This is a genomic window from Streptacidiphilus cavernicola, from assembly GCF_042510955.1.
Lineage (GTDB): Bacteria > Actinomycetota > Actinomycetes > Streptomycetales > Streptomycetaceae > Streptacidiphilus > Streptacidiphilus cavernicola.
The window spans coordinates 352,135-367,500 of sequence record NZ_JBHFAB010000004.1; the positions used below are offsets into that span (position 1 = coordinate 352,135).

At 75.8% G+C, this 15,366-nt stretch carries 12 protein-coding genes; 9 read left to right on the plus strand and 3 right to left on the minus strand.

The window, feature by feature from the left end; all coding sequences use genetic code 11:
• The first annotated feature begins 4 nt into the window (after positions 1 to 4).
• The 7 genes from ACEZDE_RS07930 (at position 5) to ACEZDE_RS07960 (ending at position 11,724) form a co-directional block, all read left to right on the plus strand.
• Positions 5 to 1,594 (plus strand): protein phosphatase 2C domain-containing protein, encoded by a 1,590-nt coding sequence (locus tag ACEZDE_RS07930; RefSeq protein ID WP_380533888.1) that lies wholly within the window; start codon positions 5 to 7, stop codon positions 1,592 to 1,594.
• Between the two features lie 3 nt (positions 1,595 to 1,597).
• Positions 1,598 to 2,950, plus strand: coding sequence for a vWA domain-containing protein (locus ACEZDE_RS07935; RefSeq protein ID WP_380533890.1), 1,353 nt, complete (start codon positions 1,598 to 1,600; stop codon positions 2,948 to 2,950).
• Positions 2,951 to 2,972: 22 nt separating this feature from the next.
• The gene (locus ACEZDE_RS07940; RefSeq protein WP_380533892.1) at positions 2,973 to 3,932 is read left to right on the plus strand and encodes an FHA domain-containing protein; all 960 of its coding nucleotides are present in this window, start codon (positions 2,973 to 2,975) and stop codon (positions 3,930 to 3,932) included.
• A 23-nt stretch (positions 3,933 to 3,955) separates the two neighbouring features.
• The gene (locus ACEZDE_RS07945) at positions 3,956 to 4,360 is read left to right on the plus strand and encodes a globin (protein ID WP_380533893.1); all 405 of its coding nucleotides are present in this window, start codon (positions 3,956 to 3,958) and stop codon (positions 4,358 to 4,360) included.
• A gap of 113 nt (positions 4,361 to 4,473) precedes the next feature.
• Complete coding sequence (locus tag ACEZDE_RS07950; protein ID WP_380533895.1) at positions 4,474 to 7,836, plus strand: FtsX-like permease family protein; 3,363 nt, start codon at positions 4,474 to 4,476, stop codon at positions 7,834 to 7,836.
• Positions 7,833 to 10,685, plus strand: a complete 2,853-nt coding sequence (locus ACEZDE_RS07955) for an ABC transporter permease (protein WP_380533897.1) — start codon at positions 7,833 to 7,835, stop codon at positions 10,683 to 10,685. Before ACEZDE_RS07950 ends, ACEZDE_RS07955 begins: the two co-directional genes overlap by 4 nt.
• A 16-nt stretch (positions 10,686 to 10,701) precedes the next feature.
• The gene (locus ACEZDE_RS07960) at positions 10,702 to 11,724 is read left to right on the plus strand and encodes an ABC transporter ATP-binding protein (RefSeq protein WP_380533899.1); all 1,023 of its coding nucleotides are present in this window, start codon (positions 10,702 to 10,704) and stop codon (positions 11,722 to 11,724) included.
• A gap of 34 nt (positions 11,725 to 11,758) precedes the next feature.
• Here the strand turns inward: ACEZDE_RS07960 and ACEZDE_RS07965 are convergent, their stop codons facing one another.
• Together ACEZDE_RS07965 and ACEZDE_RS07970 are read right to left on the minus strand one after the other, a co-directional pair.
• The gene (locus ACEZDE_RS07965) at positions 11,759 to 12,898 is read right to left on the minus strand and encodes a dihydrofolate reductase family protein (RefSeq protein ID WP_380533901.1); all 1,140 of its coding nucleotides are present in this window, start codon (positions 12,896 to 12,898) and stop codon (positions 11,759 to 11,761) included.
• Between the two features lie 67 nt (positions 12,899 to 12,965).
• Positions 12,966 to 13,790 (minus strand): alpha/beta hydrolase, encoded by an 825-nt coding sequence (locus ACEZDE_RS07970; protein ID WP_380533903.1) that lies wholly within the window; start codon positions 13,788 to 13,790, stop codon positions 12,966 to 12,968.
• Between the two features lie 127 nt (positions 13,791 to 13,917).
• Between ACEZDE_RS07970 and ACEZDE_RS07975 the strand changes: the two genes are divergently transcribed.
• Positions 13,918 to 14,418, plus strand: a complete 501-nt coding sequence (locus ACEZDE_RS07975) for a YchJ family protein (protein ID WP_380533905.1) — start codon at positions 13,918 to 13,920, stop codon at positions 14,416 to 14,418.
• 19 nt (positions 14,419 to 14,437) lie between these two features.
• Here ACEZDE_RS07975 and ACEZDE_RS07980 read toward each other — a convergent pair whose 3' ends face one another.
• The gene (locus ACEZDE_RS07980) at positions 14,438 to 14,812 is read right to left on the minus strand and encodes an SCO5918 family protein (RefSeq protein ID WP_380533906.1); all 375 of its coding nucleotides are present in this window, start codon (positions 14,810 to 14,812) and stop codon (positions 14,438 to 14,440) included.
• Between the two features lie 316 nt (positions 14,813 to 15,128).
• Here ACEZDE_RS07980 and ACEZDE_RS07985 point away from each other — a divergent pair, with 316 nt between their 5' ends.
• Entirely contained in the window at positions 15,129 to 15,332 is a 204-nt protein-coding gene (locus ACEZDE_RS07985) for a cold-shock protein (protein WP_034088259.1), read from the plus strand.
• Positions 15,333 to 15,366: the final 34 nt, after the last annotated feature.

Genomic DNA, 15,366 nt, shown 5'->3' on the forward strand with positions numbered 1-15,366 from the left:
GCGCATGACCCTTTCCTGCCCGAACTGCGCACAGCCGGTCGCCGACACCGACCGCTTCTGCGAAGGCTGCGGCACAGCCCTGCGGTCCGCAGGCGGGGCCGCCGTGCCGACAGGGACCACCTTCGGCGGGGCGGGTGCCGCAGCGGCACCAGCACCCGTCCCCACCGCAGACACCGCCTTCGGCGGGGCCGGTGCGGCAGCACAAGCGCCGGGCCCCACCGCCGGAACCGCCGCCCCGACAGGCACCGCCTCCGGCGCAGCCGGGTCGGCGACGCCGGTCAGCTCGGTGGGGGTCGGCGCCCTGGGCGCCATCCCACCGCGGCCGGTCAGCCCGCCGCCAGGCGTCGCCGACCCGCGCAGCGGCACCCCCGCGCCCACCCCGCCCCCCGCCGCCGCGCCAGCCACGCCAGCCGCACCGGCCCCGCTGCCCGCCGCGCAGGCGACTTCCGGCAGCACCGGCGACTTCGTCCTGGCCGCCCCCACCGGAGTCCTGGTCAGCGAACCCGAGCCACAGCCCGGGACCGACGACGAGGACCACGCCCCCACCGAGCCCAACCCCGTGATCACCCCAGGCGCAGGGCCCCACTGCGTCGGCTGCAAAGCCCAACGCATCGACGCCGACGGCTACTGCGAGGCCTGCGGCCGAGCCCAGCCCCGCCCCCGGGACCACCAGGAACGCGCGCTGGCCGGCGTCACCGGCGTGAGCGACCGCGGCCACCGGCACCACCGCAACGAGGACGCCTTCGCCGTGGCCGCCACCTCCCGTCCTTCCGGCGCCTCCGGCGCTCCCGGTGCTCCCGGCGCCCCCGCCGTAGTCGCGGTGGTGTGCGACGGCGTCTCCTCGGCGACCCGCCCCGACGAGGCGTCACAAGCCGCCGCCGACACGGCGAGCGAGTACCTGCTGGAGTCGCTGGAGTCCGGCGCCGACCCCGGCGCCGCGATGCACGACGCGATCATGGCCGCCGCCAAGCGGGTCGAGGACCTGGCCGCCGAGGGCCCGCAGGAGCCCAGCCGCAACTCCCCCGCCTGCACCATCGTCAGCGCGGTCGCGGTCGGCGACGAGGTCACCGTCGGCTGGGTCGGCGACAGCCGCGGCTACTGGTTCCCGGACGACCGCTCCGGCGCCCGGCGGCTGACCGTGGACGACTCCTGGGCGGCCAGGATGGTCGAGGCCGGGCTGATGGGCGAGGCCGAGGCCTACGCCGACCCCCGCGCACACGCCATCACCGGCTGGCTCGGCGCGGACGCGATCGAGGTCGAGCCGCACACCCTCCGCTTCACGCCCCCCGCCCCGGGGGTCGTGCTGATCTGCACCGACGGCCTGTGGAACTACTGGGAGTCCGCCGCCGACCTGGCCGCGGTCGTCCCCGCGGACGCCAGGACCCGCCCGCTGGAGGCGGCCCGCGAACTGGTCCGGCTGGCCTGCGAGCGCGGCGGCCACGACAACATCACCGTCGCCGTGCTGCCCTGCCTCCCGCCGCCGCCGGCCCCGCCGGCCGAGCACCCGGCCACCGCCGCGTCCTCCGTCCCGTCCTACACACCGACCGAGCTCTCGCTGCCCGTGGTGGGCGCGGGAGAGAAGCGGGAGAGCTGATCCATGGCCAGGCTCACCAAGTCCAACCTGCCCCAGTTCGACGTCGACATCTTCCAGAACGAGTACCTGGCCGAAGGCTCCCGCGAGGTCAACGCGATCGTGACGGTCACCGCCACGGCCGGCGGCACCAGCGCGCAGATCGGCGGCCTCGGCGGCCTCGGCAACCTCTCCGACGGCCCGTCGGCCGCCGTGGTGATCATGGTCGACTGCTCCGGGTCGATGGACTACCCGTCCGCGAAGATCCACGCCGCCCGCGAGGCCACCGCCGCCGCGATCGACGCGGTGCGGGACGGGGTCGCTTTCGCGGTGATCGCCGGGACGCACGAGGCCAAGGAGGTCTACCCGGGCTCCGGCCAGCTCGCGGTGTCGCACCCGGGCAGCCGCGAGGAGGCCAAGCAGTCGCTGCGGCGGCTCACCCCCGGCGGCGGCACCGCCATCGGCACCTGGCTGAGCAAGGCCGACCAGCTGTTCCTGTCCCGCCGGGACATCTCGATCCGGCACGGCATCCTGCTCACCGACGGCCGCAACGAGCACGAGAAGCCGGCCGACCTGCAGCGCACCCTGGACCGGGTGCAGGGCCACTTCACCGCGGACTGCCGCGGCGTGGGCACCGACTGGGAGGTCGAGGAGCTGCGCCGGATCTCCTCCGCCCTGCTCGGCACGGTCGACATCGTCGCCGACCCGGCCGGCCTCGCCGCCGACTTCCGGTCGATGATGGAGAACGCCATGGGCAAGGAGGTCGCCGACGTCGCCCTCCGGGTCTGGACCCCGGCCAACGCCTCGGTGAAGTTCGTCAAGCAGGTCGCCCCCGCGGTCGAGGACCTGACCGGCCGCCGCAAGGACGCCGCCCCCCGGGCCGGGGACTACCCGACCGGTTCCTGGGGCGACGAGAGCCGGGACTACCACGTCTGCATCGAGGTCCCCTCGGCCGCGGTCGGCAGCGAGATGCTGGCCGGGCGGATCAGCCTGGTCGTCCCGCAGCCGGACGGCAGCACCGAGGTGCTGTCGCAGGGCCTGGTCAAGGCGGTGTGGACGGACGACATCGCGGCCTCGACCCGGATCAGTCCACAGGTCGCCCACTACACCGGGCAGGCCGACCTGGCGAACGCGATCCAGGAGGGCATGGAGGCGCACCGGCGCGGGGATGTTGACAACGCGACCTCCAAACTGGGCAAGGCGGTGCAGCTGGCGCACGAATCGGGCAATGAGGACACCTTCCGGCTGTTGGCCAAGGTGGTTGATGTGGTGGACGCGAAGGAAGGTACCGTTCGCTTCCGTAAGAACGTCAGCGAGGCAGACTCGATGACACTGGAGACACGCTCGACCAAGACCGTGCGCGTCAAGAAGACTCCGTAGCACGAGCCAAAGGGGGGCTCCCATGCCGATCTGTCCGCAGGGCCATGATTCGCCGACCGCCGACTACTGCGACTACTGCGGCTGGCCCATAGCCGAGCAGCCCCGCCAGGGGCAGCAGCAGCAGTGGGGCAACCCTGGCCCGTCGCAGGTCACGACCGCGCCACCGACGACCGGCCTGGAGATGTGCCCGATCTGCAGCACCCCGCAGACCGAGCGCTACTGCGAGGAGTGCGGGTACGACTACGACCTCGCCTCCCCCTCCCGCCGCGCCCAGCAGCCCCCGCGGCAGCAACAGCCGCAGCAGCAGGGCTACGGCCAGCAGCAGAGCGGCTACAGCCAGCAGCAGGGCGGGCAGCAGGGCTACGGCCAGCCGTCCCAGCAGTCCCAGCCCCCCTCCGGCTACCGCCAGGGGCCCCCGGCTCCGGCCACCCCCTCCCCGCCGTACGGGGTCCAGGCCGGGACCTACGGCGGGGTGCAGTACTCGACCGGCGACACCAGCGGCGGCTTCGGCACCGACTTCCTGCTCCAGCCCCCGCAGGGCGGCGGCAGACCGGACCAGCCGCAGCCGAACCGGGTGACCTGGGTGGCCACCGTCGCCGCCGACCGCGACTACTTCAACGACATGATGGCCCGCAGCGGCCCGGACGCGGCCGGGCTCTACTTCCCGCCGTACTCGCAGGACCGCCGGGTGCCGATGACCGGCCGGGGCCAGCTGCGGATCGGCCGGCGCAGCCACCAGCGCGGCACCGTGCCGGAGATCGACCTGTCCACCGCCCCCGAGGACCCGGGCGCCTCGCACCAGCACGCGCTGCTGCAGGAGCAGCCGGACGGCGGCTGGGTGGTGATCGACCAGGACTCCACCAACGGCACCACCCTGAACGGCTCCGCCGAGTCGCTCCCGGCGCACGCCCCGGTCCACCTCAAGGACGGCGACCGGATCCATGTCGGCGCCTGGACCACCATCACCGTGCACCACGCCTGAACCCGGTCTGGGAGGATGGCGGGGTGGACCAGATCAGGCGAGGCACGTTGCAGACGGAGACCTTCTACGAGCAGGTCGGCGGGGAGCCGACGTTCCGGCGGCTGGTCGCGGCGTTCTACCGGGGGGTGGCCGAGGACCCGGAGCTCCGGCCGATGTACCCGGAGCAGGACCTCGGCCCCGCCGAGGAGCGGCTGACGCTGTTCCTGATGCAGTACTGGGGCGGCCCGCGCACCTACAGCGACGAGCGCGGCCACCCCCGGCTGCGGATGCGGCACGCCCCGTTCACGGTGGACCGGGCCGCGCACGACGCCTGGCTGCGCCACATGCGCGCGGCGGTGGACGGCCTCGGCCTGGCCGAGGAGCACCGGCGGCAGCTCTGGGACTACCTGGAGTACGCCGCCGCGTCCATGGTGAATACGCCGGATTAGTCCGGCTCTGTCGGCCGCGACGGCCGCGATCAGGTATCGACCGCCTGCGAACCCTTCCGCCACCACTCACCCGCGTGACAGTATCCCCACGTTCCGGGGTGGCGCGGAGAGGGATGTCGGGGGGATCGGTGGGCGGCTTCGTCGTTCTGCGGCTGCGGGCGCACTGGCTGCTGGTGTCCGCGGCGCTGCTGACCGTGCTGCTGACGACCAGTGTGCTGGCCGCGCTGGCCGGGTTCACCGGCTCGGTCGGCGACGCGGGCGTCCGCCGCGCGCTGCGGTCCACCTCGGCCGCCGACACCACCCTGCTGATCAGCGGCGACCTCCCGTACCCGGCGCGGGCGCACGCGGACGCGACGGTGCGCGGATACGCCCGGCAGGCGTTCCCCGGGCTGCCGGTGGCGGTCCGCTCCAGCGCCGTCTCCGACGCCTACGGGCTGCCCGCCGTCCCCGGCGCGGCGCCGGGAGCCGATCCGGACCTGACCACCCTGGCCGACCTGGACCACAGCAGACTGGTTCTGCTGAAGGGCAGTTGGCCGACCGCGCCGGTGCCGGGGCAGCCGGTCCCGGTGGCCCTGCCGGCCGCGGCGCAGACCCGGCTGCCGGCCGTCGGCGGGCTGCTCGCGCTCAAGGACCGCTTCACCGGGCACACCCTGACCGTGCGGCTGGTCGGCGTCTACCGGGCCCGCAGCACCGCCGACCCGTACTGGCAGCTGGACCCGCTCGGCGGCAAGGGCTCCAGTCAGGTCGGCTTCACCAGCTACGGGCCGCTGCTGGCCGACCCCGCCGTGTTCAGCGCCGGCGCGGTGGCCGAGAAGACGGTGTACTGGCAGACCGTCGCGGACTTCTCCACGGTCACCGCGAGCCGGGCCGACGCCCTGGCCGGCACGGTGTCGGCCACCCTCGCCGCGGCCTCCCGCGACTCCTCGCTCGGCGAGCAGGCGAACGCGACCAGCGGGCTGCCGCAGCTGGTCCCCGCGCTGGACCGGGCGCTGGTGGTGGCCCGCTCCTCGCTGCTGGTCGGGGCGCTGCAACTGGTGCTGCTCGCCCTGTTCGCGATCCTGCTGGCGGCCCGGCTGATCGCGGACGCGCACGAGTCCGAGGACGCGCTGCTCAACGCCCGTGGCGCGACCGGCCGCAGGCTGACCACGCTGGCCTGCGCCGAGGGCGCGCTGCTGGTGCTGCCGTCGCTGGTGGCCGCGCCGCTGCTGGCCGGGCCGCTGGTCCGGCTGCTGTCCCGGCAGGGCCCGATGGCCTCGGCCGGCGTCCGGCTCGGCGCGCTGCCGGTGCTGCCCACCGTGCTCACCGCCGCGGTCGCCGCCCTGGGCTGCCTGGCCGCGCTGCTCACCCCCTACTTCCGGCGCCGCCGGACGCCGGTGGCCGGCAACTCGGCCAGGACCCGCCGCCGGGTGCCGCCCGGCCTGCTGAAGGCCGGCGGGGACGTGGTGCTGCTGGTCCTCGCCGCAGTCGCCTACTGGCAGCTGCGGCACTACTCGGCGACCGGCTCCGGGCTGCTCGCCACCGGCTCCGGCGGGACGCTCGGCATCGACCCGGTGCTGGTCACCGCCCCGGCGCTGACCCTGTGCGCGGGCGCGGTGCTGGCGATGCGGCTGCTGCCGGTGGTGGCCGGGATCGGCGACCGCTTCGCCTCGCGGAGCAGCGGGCTGCCCGGCGCGCTGGCCGGCTGGCAGCTGGCCCGGCGGCCGCAGCAGGGCGCGGCGCCGACCGTGATGCTGCTGGTGCTGGCGGTCGCCATGGGCACCCTGGCGGTGGGTCAGGACAGCACCATCCAGCGCTCGCAGACCGACCAGGCCGCCTTCGAGACCGGCGCCGACCTGCGGGTCACCGGCTCCAGCGGCCAGGCCTTCGGGCAGAACGCCGGGCTGGCCGGGGTGCCCGGCGTCGGCACCGCGGTGGGGGTGGCCCGGGGGTCGCTGGCGCTGCCGCAGGGCCGCACCGGCGAGCTGCTGGCCCTGGACACCCGGGCCGAGCGCACCCTGCTGCCGCTGCGCTCCGACCTGTCGTCCGCCCCGGTCGGGAAGCTGCTGGCCCCGCTGGCGGTGCCGAGCCCGCCGAGCGGCGACCCCGGTGCCGGACTGACCGTCCCCGGCCGACCGCACGAGCTGGACCTGGACGTCGGCGCCACCGCCGCCGGGGGCTCGTTCCCCGGCGAGGACACCCTCTTCGTCACCGTCACCGACCGGCACGGCCTGCCCTACCAGCTGCGGCCGCTCACCGTGCCGGTGGACGGGCGCACGCACACCCTGCGGATCGACCTGGACGACGCCGCCGACGCCCCGCTGGGCGCGCCCTCCTACCCGTTGACGATCAGCGGCTTCGGGGTCAGCTTCCCGGTGCCGCAACTGCCCAGCAGCGTCCCGGCGCCCCGGCAGGCCTTCGTGGTGCACGCCGTCCGCGCCGACGGGGCGGAGGTCGGCGTCCCGGCCGGGATGCAGTGGCAGGCGCAGCCGGCGAGCGGGGCGCAGTCGGCGAGCGGGGCGCAGCACGACGCGGGCGCCACGCTGCTGGGCGTCAGCGCCGCCGCCTCGGCGCCGGTCACCCTCGGCTTCAGCAGTGTGGACACCAACACCCAGGACATCCAGCAGGAGGACGAGCTGCTGCTGACCCCGGTCCAGTCCCGCTCGGCCGGGCCGGTGCCCGCCGTGGTCACCGACGGCTTCCTGACCGCCACCGGGGCCCGGGTCGGACAGACCGTCACCTTCGGCCAGGACGCCCCGGTGCTGAAGATCACCGCCGCGGTGCGGGAACTGCCCACCACCGGCCCCGGCGGCAGCGCCCCCGGCGCGACCGACTCCCCCGCGTCGAGCCCCGACTACGGCGGCGCGATGCTGGTCGACCTCGCTGCCTACGACGCCTGGCTGGTCGCCGACGGCCAGCCCGCGCAGCAGCCCACCGAGTGGTGGATCGGCGTCGCCCCGCACGCCCCGGGCGGCTCGGCCGCCGTCGCCGCGGCCCTGCGGGCCCGGCCCGACGTGCAGTCGGTGCTGGTCCAGGACGAGGTGCTGGGCGGCCTGCGCGGCAACCCGCTGGCGGCCGGCACCAGGGCCGCGCTGCTCTGCTCCGCGGTGATCGCGGCGCTGCTCGCCGCGGTCGGCTTCGGCGTCGGCGCGGCCGGCTCGGTGCGCCGCCGGGCGAACGAGGCCGGGGTGCTCAGGGCGCTCGGCGCGGGCCGTCGCGACCTGGCCCGCAGCACCGCGGTGGAGCTGGGTGTGCCGCTGCTGCTCGGGGTGCTGATGGGCCTGCTGATGGGCGCGCTGCTGACCCGGATGCTGATTCCGCTGATCGTGCTGACCACGGCCGCGACCCGGCCCGACCCACCGGTGCTGGTGCAGCTGCCGCTCGGCCAGGTGGCGCTGTTCGTGGCCGCCACCGCCGCCGTCCCGCTGCTGGTCACCCTGCTCGCCGGACGCGGCGGCGGGGACTCGGCGCAGCGGCTGCGCACCCTGGAGGACCTGTGACCGCGACCCCGCCGGCTCCGCGCCGGCTGATCCGCCGGTCCGGCACCGGCCCTGCCGTGCCCGCGCCCTGGATCCGCACCCGGCTGCGCAGCGGCCCCGGCGCGACCGCGGCGCTGGCCCTGCTGGTCCTCGCCACCTCCTTCCTGGCCGCGGCGCTCCCGCTGGTGCTGGACCGCGGCAACGACCGGGCGCTGCACAGCCGGATCGCCGCGCTGCCCACCCTGAAGCAGGGCCTGCAGGGGTCGGCCGTGCCGTACGCGGGCCTGAACTCCACCACCCAGGACCTGGTCCAGCAGGTCTCCCCGAGCGTGCTGGGCGAGGTCGACCGGGACCTCAGGCGGGCGATCGTCCCGCCGCTGCGGCTGGACCCGGCGAACGCGGTCTACGGGGTGCGCACCACGGCCCCCGCCGCCGCCGGGGAACTGCCCAGGCTCTACCCCGGGATCCCCTCGGTGGTGGACCTGGACTGGCAGCCGGGCGTGTCCGGGCAGGCCCGGCTCACCGCCGGCAGCTGGCCGGTCCACGACGCCTCCGCGAACGGGCGGACCGACGTCGAGCTGCAGGCCGCGGTCAGCGCGGCCACCGCGCGCAGCCTGCACCTGACCGTCGGCGCGCTGATCCGGCCGGTGCTGCCCGGCGGCGGGACCCCGCCGCGGGTCCGGATCACCGGTGTCTTCACCCCCCGCGACCCCTCCGCCGGCTACTGGACCGGTGAGCCCGACCTGGCCGCGGCGCAGGTCAACTGGACCGCCCCCACCCAGAACGACGAGGCGCACCCGTACTGGCACCTGGAGCTGATGCTGGCGCCCGGCGGGGCCGAGTCGCTGCCGCCGGGCTCCCTCGGCATGTACTGGCGCGAGCCGTTCCTCGGCGCGCGACTGCACGCCTTCCAGATCGGGGCGGCGCAGACCGAGCTGACCGGACTGCTCGGCGGCTCGGCGGGCGAGGACCTGCAGGCCAACCTCCAGTCGGACGGCGAGCCCAACGGCGTCCAGCTCGGCACCGACCTGCCGACCGTGCTCGCCGCCGCGAAGCAGGACCAGGCCGCGGTGGCGCCGATGCTCGCCATCGGCGCCACCGGGGCGGCCGGGACCGCGCTCACCCTGCTGCTGATGGCCGCCGTCCTCGCGGTCGACCGGCGGGCCGAGGAGCTGCGGCTGCTCCGCTCCCGGGGGATGGCGCTGGGCGGGATGGCCCGGCGGCTGCTCGGCGAGACCGCCGCGGTCGGGCTGCCCGCCGCGGCGCTGGGGATCGTCGCGGCCGAACTGCTGCTGCCGGGACCGCGCCCCGGCTACGCGGCGGCGGCCGGACTGGCCGTGCCGCTGGTGGCGGTGCTGGCCTTCCCGCTGCGCGCGTTGGCCGCGCACCGCAGGGCGGTGGCCCGTCCGGGCCGCCAGGACGCCGCGCGCCACCGCGGCGGACGCCGCCGCACCGTGGTCGAGCTCGGCGTGCTGGCACTGACCGCGGCGGCCGTGGCCGGGCTCCGGTTCCGCGGCACCGCCGCCGCAGCGGGCGGAGTGGACCCGCTGGTCAGCGTCGCCCCGCTGCTGCTGGCGCTGGCCGCGGCGCTGCTGGTGGTCCGGCTCTACCCGCTGCCGCTGGGGCTGCTGGCACGGGCGCTGGCCCGGGGCCGCAGCACGGTGCTGTTCCTCGGCACGGCCAGGGCCGGCCGGTCCACCGCCGGGGTCGCGGTGATGCCGCTGCTGGCCCTGCTGCTGGCGCTGAGCACGGCGGCGTTCGGGGCGACCGTGGTGCTGGGCGTGGACCACGGCCGGGACCGCGCCGCGCTGCTCCAGGTCGGCGCGGACACCCGCTTCGACGGCACCCCGCAACTGCCGCCAGGATTCGCCGCCGCCATCGCCAAGGTGCCCGGGGTCAGCCGCGCGGTCGCGGTCAGGGAACTGCAGCCGGGCACCGGCGACTCGGGCGGCGGCGGCACCCAGACGGCGCCGTTCGTCCTGGTCGGGGTGGATCCGGCCGACTACGCCGCGCTGTCCCGGGAGCTGGGCAACGGCGGGTTCGCCCCTTCGCTGCTGTCCGGCCCCGGCGCGGACGGGCAGGGCGCGGCCCCGGCCCTGGTCTCGCCGGGCCTCGCCGCCACCCTCGGCGACGGGATCGGCAGCTACCCGATGAACGGCGCCACCCTCAACCTGCGGGTCGCCGGGACGCTGCCGAGCACCCCGGCCGTCCCGGTCGGCGCGGACTTCGCGGTGATCCCGGAGAAGGCCGAACTGGCGCAGCTCAGCGGCGCGATGACGCCGATTCAGCTGTCCAGGAACGTGGTGCTGAGCGTGGACGCGGCGCAGCCGGCCGCGCTGCGCCGGGCCGCCGTCGCGGCGAACCGCTCCGGCTACTACACCCCGGTCGCGGTGACCGTCCGGCAGGAGGTGCTGCGGAAGCTGACCGCGACGCCGACCCAGCAGGCGGCCACCCGGCTGTATGTCGAGGCGTCGGCGGCGGCGCTGCTGTTCAGCCTGCTCGCGGTGGTGCTGTCGCTGGTCCAGGCCGCGCCGGGGCGGGCGGCGCTGCTGTCCCGGCTGCGGACGATGGGCCTGGCCCCGCGCCAGGGCTATGCGCTGACGCTGGCCGAGTCGCTGCCGTCGGTGCTGCTGGCCGCGCTCGGCGGAGCCCTGCTCAGCCTGGCCCTGGTCCCGCTGCTGGGCCCGTCGCTCGACCTGAGCGCGCTGATCGGCACCGTCGCGCCGACCACGCTCTCGCCGCAGGCGGAGGCCCTGGTACTGCCCGCGATCGGACTGCCGGCCCTGGCGGCGCTCGTGGTGCTGTTGGAGACTGCGGTGGTCGCGCGTCGGCACATCGCCACCGAGTTGAGGGCGGGCGACCGCCGGTGAGGGACGGGGAGCGATCATGAGCACAGCGACCGACGGCCAGGCCGGGGCGCCCGGCTCCGGCGACCCCACGCTGGAGGAGCTGCGCGGCCGGGTCAGCGCCGAACGCGACCGGCCCGCCTACGGCCATGACGCGGTGATCGCCTGCGACCGGCTGGTCCGGATCTTCTCCACCGACGGGGTGGAGGTGCAGGCGCTCCAGGGCCTGGACCTGACCGTGGCCAGGGGCGAGCTGATGGCCCTGGTCGGGGCGTCCGGCAGCGGCAAGTCGACGCTGCTGCAGATCCTGGCCGGACTCGACGTGCCCACCGCGGGCCGGGCCGCCGTGGACGGGCGCGACCTGCTGGGGATGAGCGGCAAGGAGCGGCTCGGTTACCGGCGCGAGGTGGTCGGCTTCGTCTGGCAGCAGACCGCGCGCAATCTGCTGCCGTTCCTGACGGCCCGCCAGAACGTGGCGCTGCCCATGCAGTTGACCGGCAGCGGCGAGCACGGACGCGGACGCGGACGGAAGCGCGCGCAGGGCGCGCGGGCGGCCGAACTGCTGGACCTGCTCGGCGTCGGCTACTGCATGGACCGTCGCCCCGGGCAGCTCTCCGGCGGCGAGCAGCAGCGCGTCGCCATCGCCGTGGCGCTGGCCAACCAGCCCTCGGTGGTGCTCGCCGACGAGCCCACCGGCGAGCTGGACTCGGAGACCGGGGCGCAGATCTTCGAGGCCTTCCGCACCGTCAACCGCGAGCTGGGCGCGACCGTGGTGATCGTCACCCATGACCTGATGGTCGCCGGGGAGGTCCGCCGCACCGTCGCCATCAGGGACGGCCGGACCAGCTCCGAGGTGCTGCGCCGGCTCGCCACCGACGAGCACGGCGAGGAGTCGGTGGAGGAGCGCGAGTACGCGGTGCTGGACCGCACCGGCCGGGTGCAGCTGCCGCGGCAGTTCCTGGAGGCGCTGGGCATGGAGCACCGGGTCGGCGTCTCGCTGGAGCCGGACCACGTCGGCGTCTGGCCCGAACACGCCGCCGAGCAGCCGGACCCGGCGGAGTAGCCCGGACCGCGCCGGAGTGTTCCCGCCGGGTGGCTCAGACCAAGTGAGCGTTCACTGACCTGGCGGCGGCGGCCAGTTCGGGGCACTCCAGCACCGCGAACCCGGCCTGCTCCAGCAGCTCCACGCCCTCGCAGTTCGCCACGAAGAGACCCGGCTCGCGCCAGGCCAGCACCACCCGGCGCAGCGCCGAGGCCCGGATCAACTGCGCGCACGGCACCGGGCGGGAGGCCCGCCTGCTGCACGGCTCCAGGGTGCTGTAGAGGGTGGCGGTGCCCAGCCGCGGGTCGGCCGGGTCCAGCTTGGCCAGCGCGGCCTCCTCGGCGTGGGTGCGCGGGTCGTCCTCCCGGGAGTGACCCCTGGCCAGCTCGGTGCCGTCCGCGGCGACCACGATCGCGCCGACCGAGTAGGCGGTCTCGGACGGCGGGCAGAGCCTGGACTCCTCGATCGCCAGCGCCAGCCAGTGCCGGTCGGCGGCGCTGAGCGGCGGCCGGGCGACGGTGTAGCGGAGCAGCGCGGTGTCGCCGAGGGCGCCGGTCCCGGCCAGGGTCATCCGGTGCAGCGCGTCCTGCGGGAAGGTCCCGGCCCGGACGAAGCGCGGGGCGGCGTCGTCGCCGACGAAGAACGGGGCGACCGCGAGCTGGACCTCGTCCACCAGGCCGGCCGTCAGGAACAGGGTGTGCACGGCGCTGCCGCCCTCGACCATCAGCCGGCCGACGCCGCGCGCGCCGAGGTCGTCCAGCACCGCGCCCGGGTCGAGGCCGGGCCCTGTGCCGACCACCTCGGCCAGCCCGTCCAGCCGCTCGGCCAGCTTGGCCACGGCGGCGTCCGGGGCGTAGGCGACCCGGTCGCCGCCGTGGTGCCAGAAGCGCAGGCCCGGGTCGAGGTCGCCGCTGCCGGTCAGCGCGACCCGCAGCGGCTGGGCGGGCAGCCCGCGCGCCTCCCGCGCGGCCTGCCGCTCCGGCGAGTTCACCAGCAGCCGGGGGTCGTCGCTGCGCAGGGTGCCCGCGCCGACCAGGACCGCGTCGCTGTCCGCCCGCAGCTGGTCGACCCGGTCGAAGTCCTCGGGCGAGGACAGCAGCAGCCGCTCGGGCGTGCGGTCGTCGATGTGGCCGTCGATCGACATGGCCACGCTGAGCAGGACGTGCGGGCGCCGGTCGGCGCTGGCGTCGGTCATGTCGGCCGGGCTCCTCGTGCGTGCTGAGCGGATCACTCCCGGCCAGCCTGCCACACCGGTGGCCGGATCAGCGCACTCCCGCAGGCAGCCGCGCCCCGGCCGCCTCGGCGATGATCCGGGCGGTGACCTCGCCCGCCCGCAGCGCGTGCTCCGCGGTGGCGCCCCGGCAGCGGCCGAGCGCCCGGTCGTATTCGGCCATCACCACGCCGGAGTGGTCGGAGTCCGACTCGGTGAGGGTCACCGGCCAGCCGCGGCGCCGCAGTTCGGTGGCGAACTCGCGGGAGCGGGCCACGTCCACCACCGCGTCGGCGGTGCCGTGGTGCAGGTGCACCGGGACCGGCTCGGCGGCGGAGCAGTGCAGCTCCTCGGTCACGGTGGGGTGCATCAGCTCGTCCTCGGAGCGGTAGTTGCTGCCCAGGCCGACCACGGCCAGCGGTCGCCAGCCGTCGTTGCTGGCCGCGGACGGGCGCAGCGCGGTGGTCAGCGCGGCCCGGCCGCCGAGCGACCAGCCGGCCAGCACCGTCCGCCCGGGGTCGCCGCCGTGGTCGGCGGCCCGGCGGCGGGCGTAGCGGAGGGACTCCCGCAGCTGGCTCCAGCCGCCGTCGGCGGCGTCGGTGCGCCAGTCGGGGACCAGCACCAGCAGCCCGTACCCGGCGACGGCGGTGGCCAGCGAGGCAAGCACCGCGCGGTTGTCGGCGGGGCGGCCGTGCCACAGCAGCACCGTCGGGGTCCCGGCGGCGTCCTGGCCGCCGTCCTGGCCGTCCCGGCAGCCGTCCGGGCCGCCGCTCCGGCGCCCGCCGGGGTCGGCCGGGCGGTAGACGTCCAGGAGCTGCCCGCTGGGGCCGTAGCGGAGGCCCCGCCGTACCGCCACGCGTTCCGCGAGTCTGTTCATGTAGACCTTCTCCCTCCCCAGTGCCCCCGCTACACCTCCCGCGCCACCCCGGCAGGTACGCGGGGACGGGCGGGGACGGGAGGGGGAAGGGCCGGAGCAGGGACGGCGAGCAGGCACAATCGGGGGCATGCCCCGACGCAGGAAGACCCCCGTCCGGCGGCCGGCCGCCGCGCCCGCCGCCGTCACCGCCGACTCCCCGTGCCCGTGCGGGCTGGACGACCGGCGCTACGGCGACTGCTGCGGCGTCTTCCACGCCGCGGCGAAGGCCTCGGCGGCCTCGGCAACGGGCCCGGCCGGCGGCCCGCCCGCGCCCGCCCCGGCCACCGCGGAGCTGCTGATGCGCTCCCGCTACAGCGCCTTCGCCGTCGGCGACACCGGGTACCTGCTGCGCAGTTGGCACTCGCGCAGCCGCCCGGAGCGGCTGGAGCTGGACCCGGCGCAGCGCTGGGTCCGCCTGGAGGTGCTGGACGCGACCGACGGCGGCCCGTTCCACGTCGGCGGCACGGTCGCGTTCCGGGCGCACTGGACCGAGCGCGGCGAGCCCGGGGTGCTGGCGGAGACCAGCAGATTCGTCCGCGAGGGCGGCGCCTGGGTCTACCTGGACGGGGTCCTGGAGCCGGCGCCCTAGAAGGACTGCCCGCCAGCGCCTAGAGCTGCTGCTCGGGCGTGCTGAGCGGCCAGACCTCGGTGTCCGGGTCCAGCATCATCGACGGGCCGCCGCCGAGGCCGCCACTGCCGCCGCCGGCCTGCGCCTCGGGCTCCGCGGCCGGGGCGGGGGCCTCCGGCGCGGGTGCCGGGTTGCAGGTGAAGCCGAGCCGCTGCATCGCCCTGACCACGTCCGCGGCACTGAAGTCGCGCCGGTCCTGCTTGGTGATCACGGCGCCGACCTGTTTGATCGGGTAGGTGCGCCGTCCGATCCGGACCGACTCCCCGGTGACGGGCTCGGCCTTCACGTCCTTCATCAGGGCGACCACCTCGGGCGCCTGCAGATAGAAGGAGCAGCCGGCGATGGTGACGCGCATCGTGCCTCGCAGTCGGGGGGAAGGGGGAGGGGGGAGGTACCGGACGGACAGGGGTGGCGTCCGCTGCCCAGCCTCGCACAGCGCGCCCCGGACGGAAAGAACGGAAGGTCCGGCGCGGCGTGTGCTAGCTTGGGAGCTGTTGCAGTTTTGGTTCCCATGAACGTTGTGTGCGCCTGTCGGGTTGTGACCCCGGGCGCACTTTTGTTTTTTCCGGTCTTTTGTGTCAGCTGTCGCATGCCGGAGCGGGGCGATCATCACCACAACTCGGATCCCGCGCAGTGCGGGCCCCGAACTCTGCCCCTGAAGGAGATATGACATGGCTACTGGCACCGTGAAGTGGTTCAACGCCGAAAAGGGCTTCGGCTTCATCGAGCAGGACGGCGGCGGCGCCGACGTCTTCGCCCACTACTCGAACATCAACGCGCAGGGCTTCCGCGAGCTCCTCGAGGGCCAGAAGGTCGAGTTCGACGTCACCCAGGGCCCCAAGGGCCCGCAGGCGGAGAACATCCGCCCGCTGTAGTCGACGCGCACAGAGGGGCCCCACCGCCTTCCGG

What these genes read in the sequence shown, in the direction of transcription:
- ACEZDE_RS07930 (WP_380533888.1), top strand. Translation starts at nt 5, where the DNA reads ATGACCCTTTCCTGCCCGAACTGCGCACAGCCGGTCGCCGACACCGAC.
- ACEZDE_RS07935 (WP_380533890.1), top strand. Translation starts at nt 1,598, where the DNA reads ATGGCCAGGCTCACCAAGTCCAACCTGCCCCAGTTCGACGTCGACATC.
- ACEZDE_RS07940 (WP_380533892.1), top strand. Translation starts at nt 2,973, where the DNA reads ATGCCGATCTGTCCGCAGGGCCATGATTCGCCGACCGCCGACTACTGC.
- ACEZDE_RS07950 (WP_380533895.1), top strand. Translation starts at nt 4,474, where the DNA reads ATGTCGGGGGGATCGGTGGGCGGCTTCGTCGTTCTGCGGCTGCGGGCG.
- ACEZDE_RS07960 (WP_380533899.1), top strand. Translation starts at nt 10,702, where the DNA reads ATGAGCACAGCGACCGACGGCCAGGCCGGGGCGCCCGGCTCCGGCGAC.
- ACEZDE_RS07965 (WP_380533901.1), bottom strand. Translation starts at nt 12,898, where the DNA reads ATGACCGACGCCAGCGCCGACCGGCGCCCGCACGTCCTGCTCAGCGTG.
- ACEZDE_RS07970 (WP_380533903.1), bottom strand. Translation starts at nt 13,790, where the DNA reads ATGAACAGACTCGCGGAACGCGTGGCGGTACGGCGGGGCCTCCGCTAC.
- ACEZDE_RS07975 (WP_380533905.1), top strand. Translation starts at nt 13,918, where the DNA reads ATGCCCCGACGCAGGAAGACCCCCGTCCGGCGGCCGGCCGCCGCGCCC.
- ACEZDE_RS07980 (WP_380533906.1), bottom strand. Translation starts at nt 14,812, where the DNA reads ATGCGCGTCACCATCGCCGGCTGCTCCTTCTATCTGCAGGCGCCCGAG.
- ACEZDE_RS07985 (WP_034088259.1), top strand. Translation starts at nt 15,129, where the DNA reads ATGGCTACTGGCACCGTGAAGTGGTTCAACGCCGAAAAGGGCTTCGGC.